We start from the raw sequence: 19,501 nt of genomic DNA on the forward strand, positions 1-19,501 counted from the left end.
GTCACTAAGGATGGTAAAAAGATGTGGCAAAATATCTGGTTTGATAGGATTTTAACCAAGCAAGAACTACTTATGGCGTTTGGTACCATATTTGGAGTAAAGTCTAATGAGGTTCTTTTTGAAACAGAATCTAATCTAACCTCGCTTGCGACCGAAGATGATCGGCGTTTGTGGGATGAAAAATCTAGAGGCATTCGTATTTTATGTCTATCATCTCTATGGCCTATAAAATCATTCCCTCTCTATTTAGAAATTATTCTGTACGACAAAACACTTCGTCCTTCAAATGACCAGGTAGTGCTTGGAACAATTTGTGAACTCTTAGAGTGCCACATTGTGATGAGTGATGCCTCTTTGTTGAGAACTTCACGGCTCTTAGTTAAGGGTCAAGCTCAAATTGAACAGGTTACAATTGATTTCGATAGCTATGAGGATGACGAGATTGTTGACTACGTGATTGAATAACTATACTAGTAGTTCTAAGTTCTGATAGGTAAAAACGATGCAATAATCCTATTCCGACGCACGGTTAGTTTGAAAGACGTTGAGGGCGTTTCGTAACTCTAAGCAGAGCTACAAAACGCCCTCCAGGTCTTCTCCGAGCATACTAACCGCGTGTGCAGCCTGATGCCAACGCGGGGCGCGCCCAGCATGTTGATCGCTGGGTTTGTAATGCACCGCATCAAGGATGTCGATCCCTGGCAGGATACGCAGCGCAAGATCGCGGCCATCACGCCGATCAGTGGGCGCGTCCTCGATACGGCAACCGGCCTGGGCTACACCGCAATCCTGGCCTCGATGGCCGCCGAATCCGTCACCACGATTGAGCTTGACCCCGGCGCGCAGGAGATGGCGCGGCTCAACCCCTGGTTGCAGGAACTCTTCAACAACCCGAAGATCACCCAGTTGATGGGCGATGCCTACGAAGTTGTGCCAACCTTTGAAGATGAGAGCTTTGGCCGCATCATCCACGATCCCCCGACCTTTAGCCTGGCTGGCGACCTCTATTCAGGTGTCTTTTACCGCGAACTCTACCGCATCCTGAAACGCGGCGGACGGCTCTTCCACCACATCGGCGACCCCAACAGCAAGGCCAGCGGCGGTGTCACTCGCGGCGCGCTCCGCCGTTTGCAGGAGTCCGGCTTCACCCGAGTGGTGCGCAGGCCGGAGGCGTATGGGGTAGTGGCTTATAAGTGACATCCTATGGTGTCTCATCTCCAGATTTGCAATGAGTAGCAGCCCCGTCAGCTATGTTGCGCCCATGCGTGAGTGTAGCGTTTTGATTGGCACCTTCATGGGCGCGCGTTTCCTGGCGGAGAAACATAGCTGGCGCAGGTTGGGGAGCGCGTGCGTGATTCTGGCGGGAATTATCCTGCTGGCCATAGGTTAAGAATAGATTTCCTGGCTACCTACTGGTTTGCTTGCTCCAGAAAGCGCTCTACAATCAGCCTTATAGTGGGAATCAAATCCAGGTCAAGCACTCTTTCGAGCGGCGTAAAAACCATAGCCTGCCCTTCACCCAGGACAATATCTTCCTGGCGGGCCTGGGTCTGGACAGAGTAGACATGCCATCGACGATAAACTCCTGGCAGTGGGCTAGCAGGAAGGATGCTCTCCCAGAACAACTTGAGGTTGCCATTCACCTTGAGGCCTGTCTCCTCTTCCAGCTCCCTGCAGGCTGCTTCTTCCGGGGTTTCGCCCGGCTCAATCCCGCCTCCCGGCAGGCCCCATTTGTACGGCCACGCATATGCAGCGCCATCGCGGTGCTGCATCAACAGATGGTCCTGCTGATCTATTACAAGCACCACGGCAATATGGCAATCCCGAATCTTTTGCTCCATTTTATATGCTCTTTCTGTCTCTATTTTAGATGAGGGTGCTTCCTAACTTGACCGAGTAGGATAAGCTCATCCGAAACGAGGCTTGCTCCCGTCTCCAGGAGATCAGCTTATGATACCTACGATCATCAACCAAGCGGCACCTGTGGCCCCACCAGTATATCATAGAGCGCAAGCTCGGTTGGGTCCAGCCTTGCATATTGATGCCCTCACCCTCGTCAACACATTGCATCTGCTGGCTTTGTGCCGCTTGGCTGTGCGTCTGGCGTATCGTCGGTGCCCTCCTCCGTTGCCTGCAGGTCCAGGAGGGGCACCTCGAACGTACAGCGAAGCATTCTTGCTGCTCATTGCGCTCCTGCGGACGCTGTGGCGACTCTCCTACCAAGATATGCGCGACTGGCTCCGCTCGTGGCCCGCCTTAGCCCTGGCGTGTGGCTTGCCACTGGGCAAAGATGGACATCCCCACATTCCCTGCCCTTCGCAGCAATGCAAGCGCGGGAAACAAGCAGGAGCCCCACTGCCGGAAGCTCTCTTCATCCTCAGCGTCTTGACCGCCATCCGTAGTCGGCTGATTGGTGCCCGCGATCTGATTATCGACAGTGCTCCTATCCTTGCTTGACACCGGGCCGATCCTGATGCCGCCTTCGGTCACGCGCCTGCTCAACATCCCCGTCCGCTCTTACGCGGCTATCGGGTCCATACGTTGATCTGTCGCGGCTCCGGTTTGCCGCTCTTCTTTCTGCTCTCTCCCGCCAACGCCCATGATACTCCCTTCGCGCGTCCTCTGCTGGTATGGGCCGTGCGTCTCTATCAGATCCGCCCGCGCTTTATTCGTTTGGATGCTGCCTATTGGGGATTGCGTCTCATCACCTGGATTCATGTGACTCTGGGCGCTGTCGCGGTCATCCCCTGGAATCCCAAGAGGCAGAAGAACTTCTTCTGTTTGTCTCCTACCTGGACCAGGGAGGAATTGGGCAAACGCAGTGGCATTGAACGCTTTTTTGGTCGGGTCTTTCTGTTTTTTCACCTCCAACGCCCTCCTCTCTCTGGCTGGTCCACCATGGTTCGGCAGGTCTCCTTGACCTACACGGCCACCATCATCGTCGCTCTCGCTGCCCAGCAGGCTGGCCGCCCCGATCTCATCCGCTCTCCCAAACGCGTTTTAGCTCATACATGGAAGGGTTTCTGAGTTACGAAATGCCCTCAGACGTTGTTAAAAATAGGCGCCTCCAACATGCGGTTTGGACAAAAAATGCTAAAAAAGGCTCTTTTACTGGTTCCTTGCTGCATCCAGTAAAAGAGATTTCTTTGGCTTCTGAGGCTGATTTATATTTAGAGTTTGTAAAGAATGGGGCAGAGAGGACCCGAACCATCCACAGGCCCATTTTCTCATGGCTTGCCATCCACCTCGATGGGCCTTTCAAGCTGATTGACCTATTAATTTTGTCTAAATGAATCGAAACTTCATAACGTGTGCTGAGCTGGTCGTTCTGGTGCCTCTCACCTATGAAACACAAATAGGTAGCCATTAAATCTGTCTCGTGTTTTTCTTCTGCTATCCTATATGCTTGCATATAATGAAAAAGAGTCGTGTCATGTTGCAATGCATCCGAACAAACACTACCTAACAAGCCATGTGCCCGAATAGCAAGATTTTTTGCATGTGTGGTATGGATAGCTGGATAGAATGAGTACGCCATTTTTTCTAGGCCGGGGTAGTAGCTTGTTTACGGTTCATGCAACTTCACGAGGTCGTGAAGCAAACCAATTCTCCCAGGCCAAGTTAATGATAATTTCTGCACTTTCAAGTCTATCAGCTATTCCAGCATCAAATGTTGGGGTGATTAAAACGCTGCTATTGTTTGGTAGGGAAGATAGGCCTTCGCTATCTTGCTTCTCTTGACCCTTATAAGCATATATCACACAAGTAAAAATCATTGGTCCATGAGCCATTTTCGACGGGCACTTATTTGCCAAATATACATTCCAAGCACAAAGAGAATCCCGCTAAGTGCCATAAGAACGAAATAGGTCTTCACAACAAAAACGAACGCGGGAAAGAGATTTGAATGCTCATTTAGTGGAAAAATGACCCACGCTGTGAAAAAAACAAGGGCTCCTATACCCATTAAGCTATAACCAAGTTTGTTGGGCCTTTTGAGTGCTTCGCGCCACGGAATAAGCATAAAGCGTGCTCCTAGTAGGGGTTTAAAGCAATTATAGCACGAATTTTACGTATTTGAAGGTGATGCCTATGGGAAAAGTGATAGCTATCAAAGCAGAGAGAAGGCGCTGGGAGCTGCCACCAATTGAGCAGCAAGCGGATATGGCGAAAGAAATGGGCATTGATACGCTCTTGTATTGTCGCAATCCCTGGGCAGTACGTCACCGCTTCTTGAATCACGAGACGGGTGAAGAAGTCCGGGCGCGTTGCAACCGCTGGGACTGCCTTCACTGTGGTCCTCGGAAAGTAGATCTGTGGCGACAGTTGGTCAAGGCTGCTGAACCAGTGTTATTCCTGACGCTGACGAAAGCAGGGCGCTGACAACCTTCATGCAAGCCTTGAGTCGTGGGTCAAAAGGTCGAGGTCGAGGCCGTATTGGCGCTCGTCCGGCGTATCCAGTGGAGTGTTTTGCAGTACGGGAGCGACATGCGAACTTTGCGGAAAATGGCTTTCACTGGCACCTGTTGATCAAGGGCGTGGATAGCATCCCCTATAAAGAGGTGATCCAGCCGCTGTGGCGCTCGGCACGGCACGGGATAGCGGAGATTGGACACATTGAGCGTTTCCGTAATCCTCGCGCCATTGGCTATGTCACGAAGTACCTGACGAAGGCTCTTACAACGAGCGAGAAAGGGACACGACAGGTCAAGCGTGAACGCAAGGTGTTGATGCAGGATGAAGAGGGCCATAGTGAGTACATCACTGAGACGGTTGTGGAGCAGGCGACTGTAAAACCAAACAGGAAGCTATCTAAAAAAAGAACGAGGTGTTACGGGAGTTAGAGAAGTGGACTGTAGTCACCGCTGCTAGAAAGAAACTGGGTGACTATTTGGAGGACTGATTGGAGAACGCTCATAGAATCCAGCTCCATATTAGTACCTATGTGAATTACAAGAAGCTTATCAGATATATCGTTGATGATCTTGGTAATGTCTGGTTAGACAAGCTCGCAGCCCGATTTACCAATGAAAAGAGAAATCAACATCCCAATAGCAGCCACTGGATTGGAAGAGAAAGGAAAGAAGGGAAACTACCCGGGAAGCAATAACAATCCCGGGTGCGACAGCGGAACCGACGGGATTCGAACCCGCGATCTTCTGCGTGACAGGCAGACATGTTAGGCCACTACACCACGGCTCCAGAGGTGCTTGCGTGTTGGTGCTCTTCACACCGTCTCGCGTGAATAGATAATACCAGACTTGCCTCTCAATGTCAAATGTTTTTACCCCGAATTTTGTAGCAATCTGCGTTTTTCTAATTTTCAGGGCTATCTTGAAAGAGAGCTTGAAGCGCTTGCTTGTTCTTTTTCGCGCACGGAGTTTGTTAGAAACAAGGTATAATAACAACAGAAGTTCATTCAAGATAGAACGCTGTATAGTATTTGGAGGAATTGTGACAAACACACTGTCCAGGCCTGATCCCGAGTCGGCCGGCCCACGACAGAAAGGAGGGTTGCCGATGACTATTTCATGTCGTATCTGTCAGGCAACGTACGCTCCGTCGCAGGAACATCATTATCTTTTGCAGGCTCCTCCAATGGCATTGGAGTCGGCGTTCATGAGTATGTGTCACTTTTGCTTCCGTTGTCGTCGACCGGCCTGTCCCCAGTGCTGGGATAATGTCCATGGGGTCTGCGGTGAGTGTTGCGTAGAGGCCAATCTGCCTTTTCGGGCCCAGGCGGCTCCATTGCAGGGGGTGCTCTTTGCGACAACGCGGCAGGCTCAATTGCGCCGCAAGCACGCTACACCAGTGCGCCTGGTGTGTGTAAAACCCGGCCGCTTCCAGGGGATCGCTTCGGTTGATACGGCTGAAACGTTGCCACTCCAGAGAGCCATCAAAGCACAGCTTATTCCTCCAACCACCCACACGACAACCAACAGAGAAAAGACACAGGAGGAAGAAGAGGCCTGGCAAATCGAACGTCTCCCCATGAGAGCTCCTCAGGCCAGATTTCCGACTATACCCCCATCTCACCATCAGGCTGCCCGGCTACAAAAGGACGCTACTGTCCGTAACTATAAGAAAAAACTCGCCATTGATGAAATTGCGACACGTCCCCCACGCCACAGAACGACGATAGCATTGGGTAGGCCAGAGGAGCAGTCACCGCACAAAGCCAGTGATTATACAGACAAGAAAACGGGCTTCTCGCTGGAATCCCTCATCACTATCGTCCTCTTTATCTTACTTCTGGCTATTCTCGTGCTGATCGTGACATCCCTTTTCTCCAGTACAGCCAATACTACAATCGAACATTTTCTACATGTCAATATTAGAGCTGAACTGGCATACCTCTGGCAACTGATCAGGCAGATTCATCCATGAATGCTCGCTTTGCGTAATCTAACTATGCAATTGTGCTAATTGGGCAACCAGACACGGCATCCCGCCGTTAGCCTGATCGGTTAATTGATGCTGTCAATTAGCTTAAAGTAAGATACAATAGATAGTATTACCAAAAATAATTAAGTTACAGGTCAAAGGAGAAGAAGCATATGCTCATGAGCAGCCAGACAACGTATCGTTATTTTACCCATGTCTGGTACCTGGGTGAGTGCGCAAGGACCTGATATGGAGTACATGCTATGGGGTTTGATATCTTAGTCGATGGCTACAATGTGATTAAAAATAACGCGATGTTCAAATATGTGGAAGGGAAAAGTCAGGCGGAGGCGCGCAATCTGCTTATCAAGCAGTTAAAGAATCGTTATCGCAATACGACTGATCGTGTCGTGGTGGTTTTCGATGGCAAGGGAAGTCGCGAACAAATGCAGCACATTGATCATATCTGCGTCATCTATTCACAATATGGGGAAACTGCCGATAGCGTCATTGCCCGGCTGGCCACTGAGGCCAATCATAAGGGGGTAGAGGTGATGATGTATAGTGACGATGGAGAAGTCAAGCGCAATGTGATCCAGCAAGGAGGCCACGCCCTCACGACCCAGGGATTAGTCTCTGCCCTCAATGCCACTCCACAAGATATGCTCCTCCGCTCCGAGCATCGCCAGGAGATGCGCCGCGTCTATGGTATCGATCCTACCTATAAGTATCAGCAGGATAATGAAGAGGCCAGCAAACCTTCTCCAAAAAAGAAAGGGAAGTCCTCGCGCCGCTACAAATCACTGCGCATAGATAGAAAGACATTAAAATAAGCGCTCGCTGCGTAAAACATGTGTTGGTGACAGCAAACGCTCATTATTAATGCAAAGCTAAACTGATAAACCGGGCCTTCCGCTACTTCTGAGCAACCTCGACACGGCTGGTCTCTTTGCGCAATGCGGGCGATGGCATAGGCACTTTACCCAGGCGAGCTCGAACAACATAGGTAAAGGCCTCAATGACAATTTTGCGCGACATTTTGGACTTACCCACACGGCGATCCATGAAGGTAATGGGAATTTCGGTGATGCGGAACCTTTGCTTCATCACACGATAAGCCAGCTCTACCTGGAAGGCGTAGCCCTGCGACTGAATGGTGTCGAGATCGATACTTTCTAATACCTCGCGGCGATAACAACGGAAGCCGGCAGTACAGTCATGGACCGGGATGCCCAACATGAAGCGCGCGAAAATATTCCCGCATCCGCTAATACAGCGACGACCAAAAGACCAGTTGGGTGTGCTACCACCTGGGATGTAGCGAGAGCCGATGACAAGGTCCGCTGTTTCGATGGCTTTTAAGAAGTCGGGCAGATATTTAGGATCATGCGAGAAGTCAGCATCCATTTCGAAAGCGGCATCATAATTGTGCTCAATCGAATATTTGAAGCCAGCCACATAAGCGGTACCCAGGCCCAGTTTGCCCGCGCGATGTAATACATGGACGCGTGGATCCTCCGCCGCAAACTGATCAGCCAGCTGACCGGTTCCATCGGGTGAGTTATCATCGACAATTAAAATATCTGACTGTGGTGCGTACGAGAAAATCGTCTCTAAGAGAGGACGCAGGTTATCGTACTCGTTATATGTTGGAATAATAATTAAGGTTTTCATACAAACTTTTCTCCTGTGTTCGTGGATGTCAGCGTACCGTCGGTTACATACGTCAGGTCATCATATATAGGCTGCGCAATTCTACGCTTCTGCTTCTGTTGTTCATCCCAGTCGCTATCTAATGAATCGAGGCCACGGAGGCGCTGTAGCCAGCGAATGCGGAAAAGGGCAATCATGCCGACCAGCAACCCAAACCAGAGCGTACAAAGGCGAATCAGCAGAGTCGCCGCTCCTCCCAGGGTCGCAGATGATGTTACCAGTAGACGTGTGAGGCCTAGCATGCTGCCATCCGCAGTTCCCAGGCCGCCCGGTAAGCCCGAAGCTGATCCGAGCAGCGAAGAAACCGCTAAAATGAACATTGATTTAACAAAGAGGTCAGGACCCGCGGCAATACCCAGCCCACTATAGACAAAATATAATGCGACGCATTCTCCTGACCAGGAAATGATACCAATACCTATGGCCAGTAACAATGGCCGCCATTGGAGCAACGTATATGCGCTTTCATAAAATTCACGTACCAGGTGGACAAATCTAGTTATTAGAGGGAATCGCTCACCTTTTTGTAGCAAGGACAAGACTAATGGACGATTCTGGATCAGAATAATTGCGCCCACACCAAAAATCAGCAAGAGGAGTAAGATTTCCCAACCAATGCCGTAAAGAACGAGACCGGCCGCCGCTAACCCCAGCATCGCTATACCATCGCTCAGTCTCTCAGCCACAATAATAGGAGAAGTACGGCTGATTGGCGTCCCCGTCGAGCGCTTGAGGAGATAGGACTTTAGGAGTTCGCCCACTTTTCCAGGGGTGATTGCCATTGACAACCCCGCCAGAAAAATCCATAAGCTTTCCCTATTGGAGATTTCTATCTTAAGGCGCTTCAGATAATACTGCCATTTGATGAAACGCCCGGCATAATTCACCAGGGTAAATCCTAAAATGAGCGGAATATATACCCAGTGAAAACGGGTAAGCGCCTCCACCATATGCGGAAGATCCGCATACAGTGCAATCGCGACGATAACAATAAAGGCCAGTACAAGTGAACATATAATACCGGTACGTATCTTACGAGTAAACAAATATATGCTCCATGACTACGGATGTGGCAGCAAGTAAAGAACAGCTATGACAGTGATAACACATAACAGAACGGCTGCCAGTATATGGCGGTCACGTAAGAGTATCTCATCAGGACTTCCTCCGTCCATATGCATATAGACCAGGTAGAGATAGCGAAATACTCCATACAATACAAAGGGGACGGTGATCATTAAACGATGATTGCCTGTCTGCCCCTGGACAGTATAAAGGCTATACGACATTAATGTACCAGAAACAACAACGGTAATCATCTGGTCTAGCATAGGAATACTATACTCTTTTAGAATCTTACGATGACTACCCGCCTGTCCCTGGAGTAGTACTAATTCGTGGCGCCGCTTCCCAAATCCCATGAAGAGGGAGAGGAAACAGGTTACCAGGTATAACCAGGGAGAGATGACGACAGGAATCACGACGGTTCCTGCAATAATACGCAATACAAAACCTGCGGCGATACAAAAAACGTCGATCAACACAACATGCTTTAAACGGAAGCTATAAAATACCATCATTACCAGATAAGCGATTATGCTGAGGGCAAATAGCACGTTGGCTCCCCCCAGCGAGCGATAAATATCAGGTGGCGATGGAATCAGAAAAAGTACGAATGTTAGCACGCAACAAACGCCGAGCAGGCCAATCAGAGCCGCTTTGGCCCAGGAGGTTGGTAAAACGCCCGATGCCAGTGGCCTGAAACGTTTGGTAGGGTGCAGGCGGTCTTTTTCGATATCAAGCAGGTCATTTAAAACATAAATAGTGCTAGAAACAAAACAAAAGGTAATAAAGGCTACAATCGCTCGTATTAATGGGTAGAGATGAAATAACTCACTGGCAAACACCAAACCAATAAAAACGGCGCCGTTTTTCGTCCACTGCTTAGGCCTCATCAATGCAATCAGGGCTTTAACCCGGGTAAAAAAGCTGGATGGCGTCGGATTGGGATCTTCCACGGTTGAGGTGAATGGAGTCTGTTCATGCTCTTCTATTGCATATTGACTATCGTTGTTTATAATAACTTTCTCCAAAAGTTGATGTCCCTTCAACGCATACTAAACATACGTGAAAACGTGTACCTGACATCATGGAACGTACCGTTGAAGGGTGAAGTAACACGACAACCAAAAGTACAGGTCTGCTGGTTAGTAGATGCGTCGCTCCAGATCTGCTACTCTATGTAAGGTGATGCGATGCTTATCTGTACTGATGTATTTTTTGTCGGTGAAGTAACCCAGTACTTTGTTGACACTTTCGCGCGAGGCGCCCACCATAGACGCCAGTTCTTGCTGCGTCAGTCGCACTTCGATGCGAATACCACCTTCGACTTTTTTGCCATGGGTATCCGATAACTCGAGTAACTTCTTGGCCACGCGCCCATAGACATCCAGAAAGATCAGGTCCTCTACCTGCTGGTCCGTTTTACGCAAGCGCTCACAGAGAACCTCCATGACACGAATAGCAATTTTGGGATTTTTCATGATGGCTTTGTGGAAATCGCTACGCTGCAGTGTGTAGCATTCAACTTTTTCCAGAGCAATGGCATCAGCTGAACGCGGAAGCCCATCCAGTAAAGCGAACTCACCAAAATAATCCCCTTTGCCAAACACAATTAACGAGATCTCTTGTCCGTCCGGGCTGATCAGACAAATTTTGACTTTACCTTCTTTAATAACATACATGACCTGTCCGGGATCGTCACGATGGAAAATAACTTCTCCGGACCGGAAGGTTTTTTTCCTGGCGACCGATGCCAGTTCTTGAATCTCATCTTCACTCAACCCGCGAAAAATGGTGACCTGTTGGAAATAGGTAAATTCGTTCTCTGTTTCCATCTCTTCTGCTTCCTTTGTGGCCCAATAATGCATTATGCGACACTGAGCTCATCATAGCATAACCACTTGCTACATGCAATTAGACTCACCTCTCCTGTGGTAACGGGGAAAGACCACGGCCTCACATCCCAGACGCGCGGATGGTCGTCTGGGATGTCGCGCCTGTTACACGAATATGCGTCACGCTTGCATGCCGTATAGATGAGCGGTATACTATCAAATAATCTGCACTCTCCGACTGCGAAATATTTTCATCACTATAGTCACTTTTCACCGTGGTGTGTTATAATATCTGAGTACGCAAGTCGGAATTAACTACTCTCTCTATGTATCTATAGGAGAGCTCACTTTTATTATCTTTCTGAAGAAAAGAGCAACAGAGAGTCCTGTGTCCTCTGTTGCGAATGAGGATACGTAACATGGCGGAAACTATTACAGCCGACATGGTGATACATGATGTGGTGACCAAATTTCCCGCAACTGTGAAGGTTTTTCACGGGCATGGTCTGCCCTGTACCGCCTGTGCAGTAGGGGCGCGCGAAAGTGTGGCGGGGGGAGCCAGAACCCACCGTTTTTCTCCTGAGAAGCTAGATCTGCTGATCAAAGATTTAAATGCTGCTGCTCATGGCGAACCAACGTCTATTACACCGAAGAAGGCGCCTGTGGGGCGCGGTGTACCTCTGACCATGGCATCCGGGGCACCTGATCGTAAAATCAAACAAGTGATTGCTATTATGAGCGGAAAGGGTGGCGTTGGTAAGTCGCTGGTCACCGGTCTGTTAGCTGTTTCTTTGCGCCGTCAGGGTCAACAAGTCGGTATTCTAGATGGTGATATCACTGGTCCAAGTATTGCTCGTATGTTTGGCACGAAGGGTCAGCCCACGAAATCAGCCAACGGCGGCATCGAGCCTTTACGCAGCAAGGGTGGAATCAAAATCGTATCAATGAATATGTTCCTTGAAAAGGAGAGCGATCCCGTTGTCTGGCGTGGCCCCATGATCTCTAGCGCCATCAAGCAGTTCTATAGCGATGTAGATTGGGGTAATCTGGACTATCTGCTGGTTGATCTGCCTCCCGGAACATCTGATGCGCCGATGACGGTGATGCAGGCTCTACCACTGGATGGAGTGATAGTAGTTTCTTCTCCACAAATGCTGGCCACAATGATTGTTATGAAATGTATTCATATGGTTCAGCAGCTGAAGGGCTCGATCGTGGGTGTGGTTGAGAATATGGCCTATTTCGAGACCCCCAATGGTGAGCGCTACGAAATCTTCGGTCCCGGCAATGGGACAGAACTGGTTGCGATGACTGGTGCTCCTCTGCTGGGCAATCTGCCCATCGATTCTGTCTTGACCACTCTCTGCGACGCTGGTCGTGTTGAAGAGTATTATGCCGAGGCTTACGAAGAGATGGCCGCGAACTTCATCAATACCTTACGCATCAAACGCTAAATACAAACCATATGCACAGACCCCAAGAGGTATCCATGTAAGTGGGTACCTCTTTTTCTATGACATCCTTCTACTCTCGACAGATATGAATAACTGCCTGGTGTGAAAAGCATTTGGAAATGCCGCCCGGATGCGGCTAGCTTCATCGCCACAACTCATCCATTCTAAAGGATAAGCTTTTTAGGAGCGGTAATCGCTTCCAGACAGCTGCGCTCATTCAACTGAATGGCAGGCTATTTTTGTGCTACACTGGAATAAATGCGATAAGAAGAGGTGTCATATGCTGGATCAGTCTGCTTTTTATGAGTCGCTTCCACGCAAAAGGGTCGGGGCAGCGGCATTATTTCTAGACCAGGCGCACAATATATTGATCGTCAATCCAACCTATACCGACCATTGGTTGCTTCCAGGTGGAACCGTCGAGCTAGATGAGGCACCACACCAGGGTTGTGTACGCGAGATTGAAGAAGAGATCGGGCTAATGATTACGCTGGAGCGCTTGCTCTGCGTGGAATATCTCACACGTATGGAAAGTAAAAACGAGTCCCTCCAATTTATTTTCTATGGAGGTATGCTGACACCTGCCCAGATTGCAGCCATTAAACTACAGAAGCAGGAACTAAGTGACTATGCCTTTGTTTCTCTCGAGGAGGCGCTACCCCGGCTCTCCAGCAACCTGGCAGGCCGTTTGCCTTATGCGGCTCGCGCTCTTGAGATGCAGCAAATTGTATATCTAGAAAATGGCCAACTACTTTTTTCATAAAATATTTTGAGACGCATAACGTAGGTGCGCTCCTTGCGGGAGCAAGTCCCGCACCTACGAGTCGTGCCTCTTATTGCTTAGATGCTGCGCGCGAAAGATCCAAGGACTTTGCAGAAGGTGGTGTGTCCGGCCAGTTTGGCCAGGGCTTTGCGCACATGTGGATCGTCGCGATGTCCTTCAAAGTCCAGGTAGAAGACGTATTCCCAGGCACGTTGGCGCGAGGGGCGCGATTCGAGCTTGAGCAGGTTGATCTGGTTGTCAGCCAGAAAAGCCAGGCATTTATTGAGTGAGCCGGGCTGGTGCGCGGTCGCCATTACCAGCATAGTCTTGGCCGGTCCTTCACGGCGCGGCGCTGGCTCCCGTCCCAGAACAATAAAGCGTGTATAGTTGTCCTTAATGGTTTGAATGTCATGGGCCAAAATATCCAGCTGGTAGAGTTCTGCGGCGCCCGTACCCGCCACGGCAGCCACACCGACAAGCTGCTCTTCACGCACCATTTTGGCACTGCCAGCGGTGTCGTATGTAGCGACAATTTCAGCTCCCAGCTTGCGCAAAAAATCATCGGATTGGGCCAGTGCCTGTGGATGCGAGATGACGCGTTTGATATCACTGATTTGCTGGCCGGGCAGAGCTAACAGGCAGTGATTGACGGGATGACCAATCTCACCGATTACAAATAAGTCGTGCTGACGCAAGAGGTCGTAAACATCATTGATACTGCCGGCCTGCGAGTTTTCAACCGGGACCAGCCCGTAGTCGACCTCGCCCGCTGCGACGGCGTGGAAAACATCGGCGAATGCTCGATAGGGAATCGGTTCGGCGTTGATCTGCAACTGGACGCCAAAATAGTCGCGCACGGCCTCATCACCAAATGCTCCAAGTTCACCCTGGAAAGCTACAGTCGTGACATGAGGGGTTGTCTTCAATTCCTGCACATGTTCTTCTTTTGTTGTCTGTGCCATTCACACACTCCTAGCACCCTGTCAAAAATGTCCTATCACTCAGATTATCGGATAAAAAAATAAGTTCCAAGAGAGGTTCCAACATTTGCAGAGTGTATCAGCTATCATTTCCATCGCTTATGTTGCCGATTGTGCCAGTTCAGGACAGGATTGTCAAGCGCTACGAATGTGTCTGATTGGCGTGCGCACGTCCGCCTGCGGCGCGAAACGTCAGGTCCGCAGGCACGAAGCATATACTTTTCAAGCAGTTTCTAATATATACATAAAAAACAGGCTTCCGCGAAGTGGGAAGCCTGTTTTTGACAATGATACCTGGCTCGTATAGTTCTTTCTTACTGAACCAGGATCAAAGAATTATTTTTCTTTTTACTGTACTTTGTAGTGGTCCTTGTGGTAGTAGGACATACCTTTACCCATGACTTTCACTGGATACAGGTCCATCAACCAGATTGGCTCATTACAAGAAGCACAAATGTGGCGGGTCTGGTGGTTAACGGTCTCGCGGTTCGCCAGCGAGGCACGGGCGGTTTTTGAAAGTTCACCCTTCTTAGGCATTGTGATATTCCCCTTTCGCCTAAAATTGTCTTGTTAGAAGTCTATTCTGTGGCTTCTACAAATTAGAACAAATGTAGTCCACATTTTGTTCCCGGTGCGTAATCGATTGGGTTTATCAGCACATACCGCATCTTTTGCTGCAGGCAGAGTGCTCAGACACCAATCATTGCTGTTCGATCCGCCCTGAGAATACTGCAATAGTATATCATAGGAGATTGTTTCATACAATCCACTACCCTGTGATATCCTTTCTGCCCTGTAAAATCTTTACATGAACAATAGGATAGTATACATCATATTAAGAAAACGCACCATATCTCACCAGCGCTATTTTTCAAGCATAGGCAGCCGCAGACCGCTACGATATTCGCCGGGAAGCATGCCGCAAGAGGCTTTGAAGACACTGTAGAAGCGGCTGACAGAACCGAAGCCGGCTGCGAGAGCAATGGTGGAAATGTTGGCATCGGTCGTAATTAAGAGGCGCTGGGCATGCGCGAGCCGATAGCGCGTAATGTAATCGAGCACACTCATGCCGATGTGCTTGCGAAACAGGCTCATGGCATAGTTAGGGTGGAGATGGGCCGCATCAGCGATATCTTGCGTATGCAATGGCTCAACATAGTGTTCAGCAATGAAGCAGGTCATCTGGTCGACCTTGCTCAGTAAATGTGGCTCCATACTCTGTAATGTCTCTGCATTCATAGTTCCACTAGCTATGGTCATAGTTAATGCAAGGCGGCGCACACAGGCTTCAACTTCAAGCAGTACGATCAGATTCTGCTCTTCAGTCTGGGCTCGCAGATCAGTACGCCATTGTTGAAATTGTTGCTGCAGTAAAGCGAGCTCTCCCCGCCCTACCAGACATTCACAGCATAGCACTCGCTGCATAAAGGTTGGTGGCAATCGCCACTGCAAGAACGAAGAAAATGGGACAGTGAGCCAGTGGAATCTGGTCTCTTCCCGCACCTGGACCACTTGATGAGGCAAGGTAGCCCAGAAAAAGGCCAGCTGACCGGCCTCAAGAACAACTTGCGTTCCTCCAAAAAGGTAGGTCATGGTGCCACTCTCAACAAAATTCAACTCCACCTCATTATGCCGATGGGCGCTCAACATCGGTGTCAAGCGCATATGTCCATGCGACAGACCCAGTACAGTCATATCAGTGTTTAAGAATTCAGATGACATGTAATCTGACCTTAGGATCTAAGACAAATGACGTTCAAAATGAGACGATTATTCTCATTCTATCAAGTATAGTCTGTATTAGAAGCTCATATCAATACAAAGTTATGTACGAGAGGAGCACTCGATGACCACTTCAAACGAACATTTGACCAGCAACATACCTCAGATCGCCAGCTATCATCTGAGCGAGGAGCAAATTCGTTTTTTCGATGAGAATGGCTATTTGATTCTGCGTCAGTGGATTCCTCAAGATTTATTGGTGCGTCTGCAGAATGCCGGTGAACATTGGATTGAAAAGGGCAAGAGTATCGATGCCAACGATCCTTTATATGAAGATTATGCCTTTGCTGAACGTGAGCATGGACGAGTCATGTTCCGGGTAAATTATGTGCATAACAAAGGAGAGGTGGCCTCGCTGGAGTTACTGGGTAGTCCCTATGTGTTAGGAGTCGCCGAGAGCCTGTGTGGCAGAAATTTCGTACCAACTTATGAATCAATGGTCTTCAAAGAAAAACATGATGGGGCTGCTATTCCGTGGCACCAGGATGCTGTCCATGGGCGCAAACATCGTATCTTCAATTTTGATCTCTATCTGGATACTTCACGCGCCGATGCCGGCGCCTTGCATGTGATCCCCAAAACCCAACTCCAGCGTCAGGACCTCTGTGCTCTTACAGAGCAATGGGGTTGGAATCCGCCTGATGCGATTGTCGTGGAGATGGAACCCGGTGATGTGCTGCTGCACGATGTGATGGTTGTGCATGGATCAGAAGAGGTTGAGGGCAAAGCTTTGCGCCGCACCATTTATTACGAGTTCCGTGCCGCCGAAGAGATCCTTGAAAATGGTCCCTGGGATCGAGAATGGATTGATCGTCGCCTACGCTTGATTCCACCCGCCCTGCGTCATTTCGCCGCCTCCTATCCCGATGCTGACCAGTTCCAATGGAACATTTCACCAGAGTTTCGGCCTGAAGTAGATGAGAGCGAAGAGGTCGCCCTCAAAGTTGCGCACATTCATCATACTGCCGGCTCCTTCTGTTCATCCCTCTCTAAACCATCTAAGAGATAGGTGCGCCCCTCGCGGGCGCTTTTTCCTCACCATCCGAAAACGTCGTAGGTGCGCCCCTTGCGGGCGCTTTACTTTAAATGCAGATGGCATATATATTTATAAAACATAAGCAGTGTAGGCGTTAAGAGTTTTGTCCGGGCAATGCGGCAAGCTTTTTTTCTGTGTTGAGAAGAGAGGTATATATTCATTTTATGGAGATATCTGCAACGGTGAGCTATGATTCGCGGGCAGTCATTATCAATGGGCAACGCACGTTGATTGTGAGCGGGGCGATCCACTATCCTCGCAGTACGCCCGCTATGTGGCCAGAACTGCTACGCCAGAGCAAAGAGGCAGGGCTGAATACGATTGAGACATATGTGTTCTGGAATCTGCATGAACGGGAACAGGGGGTGTTTGATTTTTCGGATCGCCTGAATCTGTTTCATTTTTGTGAACTGGCAGAACAATATGGCTTGCATGTCATTTTGCGCATTGGGCCGTATATTTGCGCGGAAACAAACTATGGAGGACTACCCTCCTGGCTGCGCGAGGTGCCAAATATGGCGATCCGCACTTATAATCAACCGTTTATGCGCGAGATGGAACGCTGGGTACGTTTCCTGGTCGACTATATACGTCCCTTGCTGGCTTCTCACGGTGGCCCGATTATTCTGGTTCAGCTTGAAAATGAGTATGAGAATATCGCCAGTCGCTATGGCGCGGAGGGACAACGCTATCTGCGCTGGGTCAGCGAGTTGGGGCAGGCGCTCAATCTAGGAGTGCCGCTGGTAATGTGCGTGGGAGCCACCGAAGGAGCCATCGAGACCATGAATGGCTTCTATGCCCATCTTATGCTGGAACAGCATGCGCTCAACCATCCTGATCAGCCTGGCATCTGGACCGAGAATTGGCCCGCCTGGTACGATACCTATGGCTATCCCCATCATATTCGCACGCCTCAGGATGTGGCATATGGCGTGGCGCGCTTTATTGCGGCCGGAGGCACGGGCGTAAATTATTATATGTGGCACGGCGGAACCAACTTTGGGCGCGAAGCGATGTATCTGCAAACCACCAGCTATGATTTTAATGCGCCACTCAATGAGTTTGGTCAACCCACTACCAAGTCGCGTCACCTGGCTGGTTTACACCAGGTGCTCCATGCATATGCCAGCCTGCTGCTAGAACAGGAGCGGCCACAACCACAAGCGCTGGGTGAACAGCAATGGGCCTACACCTATGTCAATGATACTCAATCGCTGACATTTCTTTGCAATGACGCTCCTCTTCCTGCTACCTGTCTACTAGGCGAGGAGAAGATAGAGTTGCCCGCACACGCCGTGCTGCTGGTCGGTGATGGAGTCATACGCTATAATACTGCCGAGGTAGATACGTCCCATACACTACAACTGACACACCAGCCGCTGGAGCGAGCCATTGCGCAGGCCACATGGTATCCAGAACCTTTGCCCCAGCACTGGCCGGCAGCACTACAGAATTCCGTCAAAGCACCACGACCGATTGAGCAACTGTCGCTGACGCATGATCACACCGACTATTGCTGGTATAGCACGACCTTTTCGACGTCAGATGCAGAAGAAGGCACGCTATCATTGATCGGCTTTGCGGATATGGCCCATATTTTTGTGGATGGTCAGTTTGTCGCCACCTCACCAACACCATTGATCGAAAATCGCGGCTCCTTTGAGGGTCCAGCCTTTACCCAATCCTTCCATCTCTCGTTGTCGGCCGGTCAGCATGAAGTGGCCATTTTGAGTTGTGCGATAGGTCTGATCAAGGGTGACTGGATGATCGACGCCAATATGGTTGAGGAGCGCAAGGGACTCTGGGGCCACGCGCGCTGGAATAGCACGGTGTTGGAGGGCAACTGGTCGATGCAGCCCGGGCTGGTTGGCGAACGGGGCGCTTTGTTCGGGGCAGGCGCCGCACTGGTGTCATGGCAGCAAGAGGGCGCTGAAGCCATAAATCAGCCCTTACGCTGGTGGCAACTAGCATTTAGCCGTCCTCAGGGCGCCGGACCCTTTACCGTTGATCTCAACGGCATGCAGAAGGGAATGGCCTGGCTCAATGGTCGTTGCATCGGACGCTATTGGCTGACACCTGCGACAGGTGAAACTGAACACTGGCAGAAGAATATTATCTTTGCCCAGGATGCTGGCTCTCCAACCCAGCGTTACTACCATTTGCCAGAGGAATGGCTACAGGAAGAAAATGTCCTGGCGCTTTTTGAAGAGCTCGGTGGCGATCCCTCCACAGTTGCCATTTGCCAGATAGAAACCATCACCGGAGCGCAACCTCACTCCTCTCCACCTGATCAGGAATAAGTCGTTTAAACTGGACAGGTTTATCCCTGGCGTGGCATCATACTAAAGATAAAAGAAACGACCAACCGCTGTTTGCAAACAGTGGTTGGGTAATATTTTTCACCTTTTTCCTCACTATCATTAATACTGTATGCCTTTCATTTGGATGAGCGGAGCTAGCCGCGATCAAGCGGCGTTGCCAAATGCTTTTTA

Annotated in this window: 20 protein-coding genes, 1 tRNA gene and 1 pseudogene; 13 read left to right on the top strand and 9 right to left on the bottom strand. The window is 49.7% G+C overall.

The window, feature by feature from the left end; all coding sequences use genetic code 11:
• The first annotated feature begins 21 nt into the window (after positions 1-21).
• The 3 genes from JMI88_RS06495 (at position 22) to JMI88_RS06505 (ending at position 1,390) form a co-directional block, all read left to right on the top strand.
• Positions 22-465 (top strand): hypothetical protein, encoded by a 444-nt coding sequence (locus tag JMI88_RS06495; protein WP_201360983.1) that lies wholly within the window; start codon positions 22-24, stop codon positions 463-465.
• A 186-nt stretch (positions 466-651) separates the two neighbouring features.
• Positions 652-1,197, top strand: coding sequence for a methyltransferase domain-containing protein (locus JMI88_RS06500; RefSeq protein WP_236022834.1), 546 nt, complete (start codon positions 652-654; stop codon positions 1,195-1,197).
• A gap of 31 nt (positions 1,198-1,228) precedes the next feature.
• Complete coding sequence (locus JMI88_RS06505; protein WP_201360985.1) at positions 1,229-1,390, top strand: DMT family transporter; 162 nt, start codon at positions 1,229-1,231, stop codon at positions 1,388-1,390.
• 19 nt (positions 1,391-1,409) lie between these two features.
• On the opposite strand, the gene JMI88_RS06510 is transcribed toward JMI88_RS06505, so the two are convergent.
• Positions 1,410-1,841 (bottom strand): NUDIX domain-containing protein, encoded by a 432-nt coding sequence (locus tag JMI88_RS06510; protein ID WP_201360986.1) that lies wholly within the window; start codon positions 1,839-1,841, stop codon positions 1,410-1,412.
• Between the two features lie 109 nt (positions 1,842-1,950).
• On the opposite strand from JMI88_RS06510, the gene JMI88_RS06515 reads away from it, so the two are divergent.
• The 4 genes and pseudogenes from JMI88_RS06515 (at position 1,951) to JMI88_RS06530 (ending at position 4,844) form a co-directional block, all read left to right on the top strand.
• On the top strand, positions 1,951-2,457 hold the full coding sequence (locus JMI88_RS06515; RefSeq protein WP_201360987.1) for a hypothetical protein: 507 nt from the start codon (positions 1,951-1,953) through the stop codon (positions 2,455-2,457).
• A 72-nt stretch (positions 2,458-2,529) separates the two neighbouring features.
• Positions 2,530-3,027, top strand: a pseudogene (locus JMI88_RS06520) (transposase); the annotation flags it as partial.
• Positions 3,028-4,092: 1,065 nt separating this feature from the next.
• The gene (locus tag JMI88_RS06525) at positions 4,093-4,383 is read left to right on the top strand and encodes a hypothetical protein (protein WP_201360989.1); all 291 of its coding nucleotides are present in this window, start codon (positions 4,093-4,095) and stop codon (positions 4,381-4,383) included.
• Positions 4,384-4,391: 8 nt separating this feature from the next.
• Positions 4,392-4,844, top strand: coding sequence for a hypothetical protein (locus JMI88_RS06530; RefSeq protein ID WP_201360990.1), 453 nt, complete (start codon positions 4,392-4,394; stop codon positions 4,842-4,844).
• A 284-nt stretch (positions 4,845-5,128) separates the two neighbouring features.
• Here the strand turns inward: JMI88_RS06530 and JMI88_RS06535 are convergent.
• Positions 5,129-5,202 (bottom strand) — tRNA-Asp (locus JMI88_RS06535).
• A 318-nt stretch (positions 5,203-5,520) separates the two neighbouring features.
• Between JMI88_RS06535 and JMI88_RS06540 the strand changes: the two genes are divergently transcribed.
• Together JMI88_RS06540 and JMI88_RS06545 are read left to right on the top strand one after the other, a co-directional pair.
• Positions 5,521-6,387 (top strand): hypothetical protein, encoded by an 867-nt coding sequence (locus JMI88_RS06540; protein ID WP_201360991.1) that lies wholly within the window; start codon positions 5,521-5,523, stop codon positions 6,385-6,387.
• Between the two features lie 260 nt (positions 6,388-6,647).
• Positions 6,648-7,217, top strand: a complete 570-nt coding sequence (locus tag JMI88_RS06545; protein WP_201360992.1) for an NYN domain-containing protein — start codon at positions 6,648-6,650, stop codon at positions 7,215-7,217.
• An 82-nt stretch (positions 7,218-7,299) separates the two neighbouring features.
• On the opposite strand, the gene JMI88_RS06550 is transcribed toward JMI88_RS06545, so the two are convergent.
• From JMI88_RS06550 to JMI88_RS06565, 4 genes are all read right to left on the bottom strand, one after another.
• A complete protein-coding gene (locus JMI88_RS06550; protein ID WP_201360993.1) occupies positions 7,300-8,058 on the bottom strand; it encodes a polyprenol monophosphomannose synthase in 759 nt (252 codons plus the stop codon).
• Positions 8,055-9,143 carry a lysylphosphatidylglycerol synthase transmembrane domain-containing protein gene (locus JMI88_RS06555; protein WP_201360994.1) on the bottom strand — a complete coding sequence of 363 codons (1,089 nt, stop codon included), beginning with the start codon at positions 9,141-9,143 and terminating at the stop codon, positions 8,055-8,057. The genes JMI88_RS06550 and JMI88_RS06555 overlap by 4 nt, the downstream gene beginning before the upstream one ends.
• Before the next feature lie 15 nt (positions 9,144-9,158).
• Positions 9,159-10,190, bottom strand: coding sequence for a decaprenyl-phosphate phosphoribosyltransferase (locus JMI88_RS06560; protein WP_201360995.1), 1,032 nt, complete (start codon positions 10,188-10,190; stop codon positions 9,159-9,161).
• 114 nt (positions 10,191-10,304) lie between these two features.
• A complete protein-coding gene (locus tag JMI88_RS06565) occupies positions 10,305-10,994 on the bottom strand; it encodes a Crp/Fnr family transcriptional regulator (RefSeq protein ID WP_201360996.1) in 690 nt (229 codons plus the stop codon).
• Between the two features lie 419 nt (positions 10,995-11,413).
• On the opposite strand from JMI88_RS06565, the gene JMI88_RS06570 reads away from it, so the two are divergent.
• Entirely contained in the window at positions 11,414-12,448 is a 1,035-nt protein-coding gene (locus tag JMI88_RS06570; protein ID WP_201360997.1) for a P-loop NTPase, read from the top strand.
• A gap of 280 nt (positions 12,449-12,728) precedes the next feature.
• Positions 12,729-13,211, top strand: a complete 483-nt coding sequence (locus tag JMI88_RS06575) for an NUDIX domain-containing protein (protein ID WP_201360998.1) — start codon at positions 12,729-12,731, stop codon at positions 13,209-13,211.
• Positions 13,212-13,288: 77 nt separating this feature from the next.
• On the opposite strand, the gene pheA is transcribed toward JMI88_RS06575, so the two are convergent.
• The 3 genes from pheA to JMI88_RS06590 form a co-directional block, all read right to left on the bottom strand.
• Positions 13,289-14,173, bottom strand: coding sequence for a prephenate dehydratase (gene pheA / locus JMI88_RS06580; protein ID WP_201360999.1), 885 nt, complete (start codon positions 14,171-14,173; stop codon positions 13,289-13,291).
• A gap of 366 nt (positions 14,174-14,539) precedes the next feature.
• On the bottom strand, positions 14,540-14,728 hold the full coding sequence (locus JMI88_RS06585) for a hypothetical protein (RefSeq protein WP_201361000.1): 189 nt from the start codon (positions 14,726-14,728) through the stop codon (positions 14,540-14,542).
• Between the two features lie 327 nt (positions 14,729-15,055).
• Positions 15,056-15,913, bottom strand: a complete 858-nt coding sequence (locus tag JMI88_RS06590; protein ID WP_201361001.1) for a helix-turn-helix domain-containing protein — start codon at positions 15,911-15,913, stop codon at positions 15,056-15,058.
• Between the two features lie 124 nt (positions 15,914-16,037).
• Here JMI88_RS06590 and JMI88_RS06595 point away from each other — a divergent pair, with 124 nt between their 5' ends.
• Both JMI88_RS06595 and JMI88_RS06600 read left to right on the top strand, forming a co-directional pair.
• A complete protein-coding gene (locus tag JMI88_RS06595) occupies positions 16,038-16,982 on the top strand; it encodes a phytanoyl-CoA dioxygenase family protein (RefSeq protein WP_201361002.1) in 945 nt (314 codons plus the stop codon).
• Positions 16,983-17,173: 191 nt separating this feature from the next.
• Positions 17,174-19,309, top strand: coding sequence for a beta-galactosidase (locus tag JMI88_RS06600; protein ID WP_201361003.1), 2,136 nt, complete (start codon positions 17,174-17,176; stop codon positions 19,307-19,309).
• The last annotated feature ends 192 nt before the right edge of the window (positions 19,310-19,501 follow it).

Source organism: Dictyobacter formicarum, assembly GCF_016587435.1.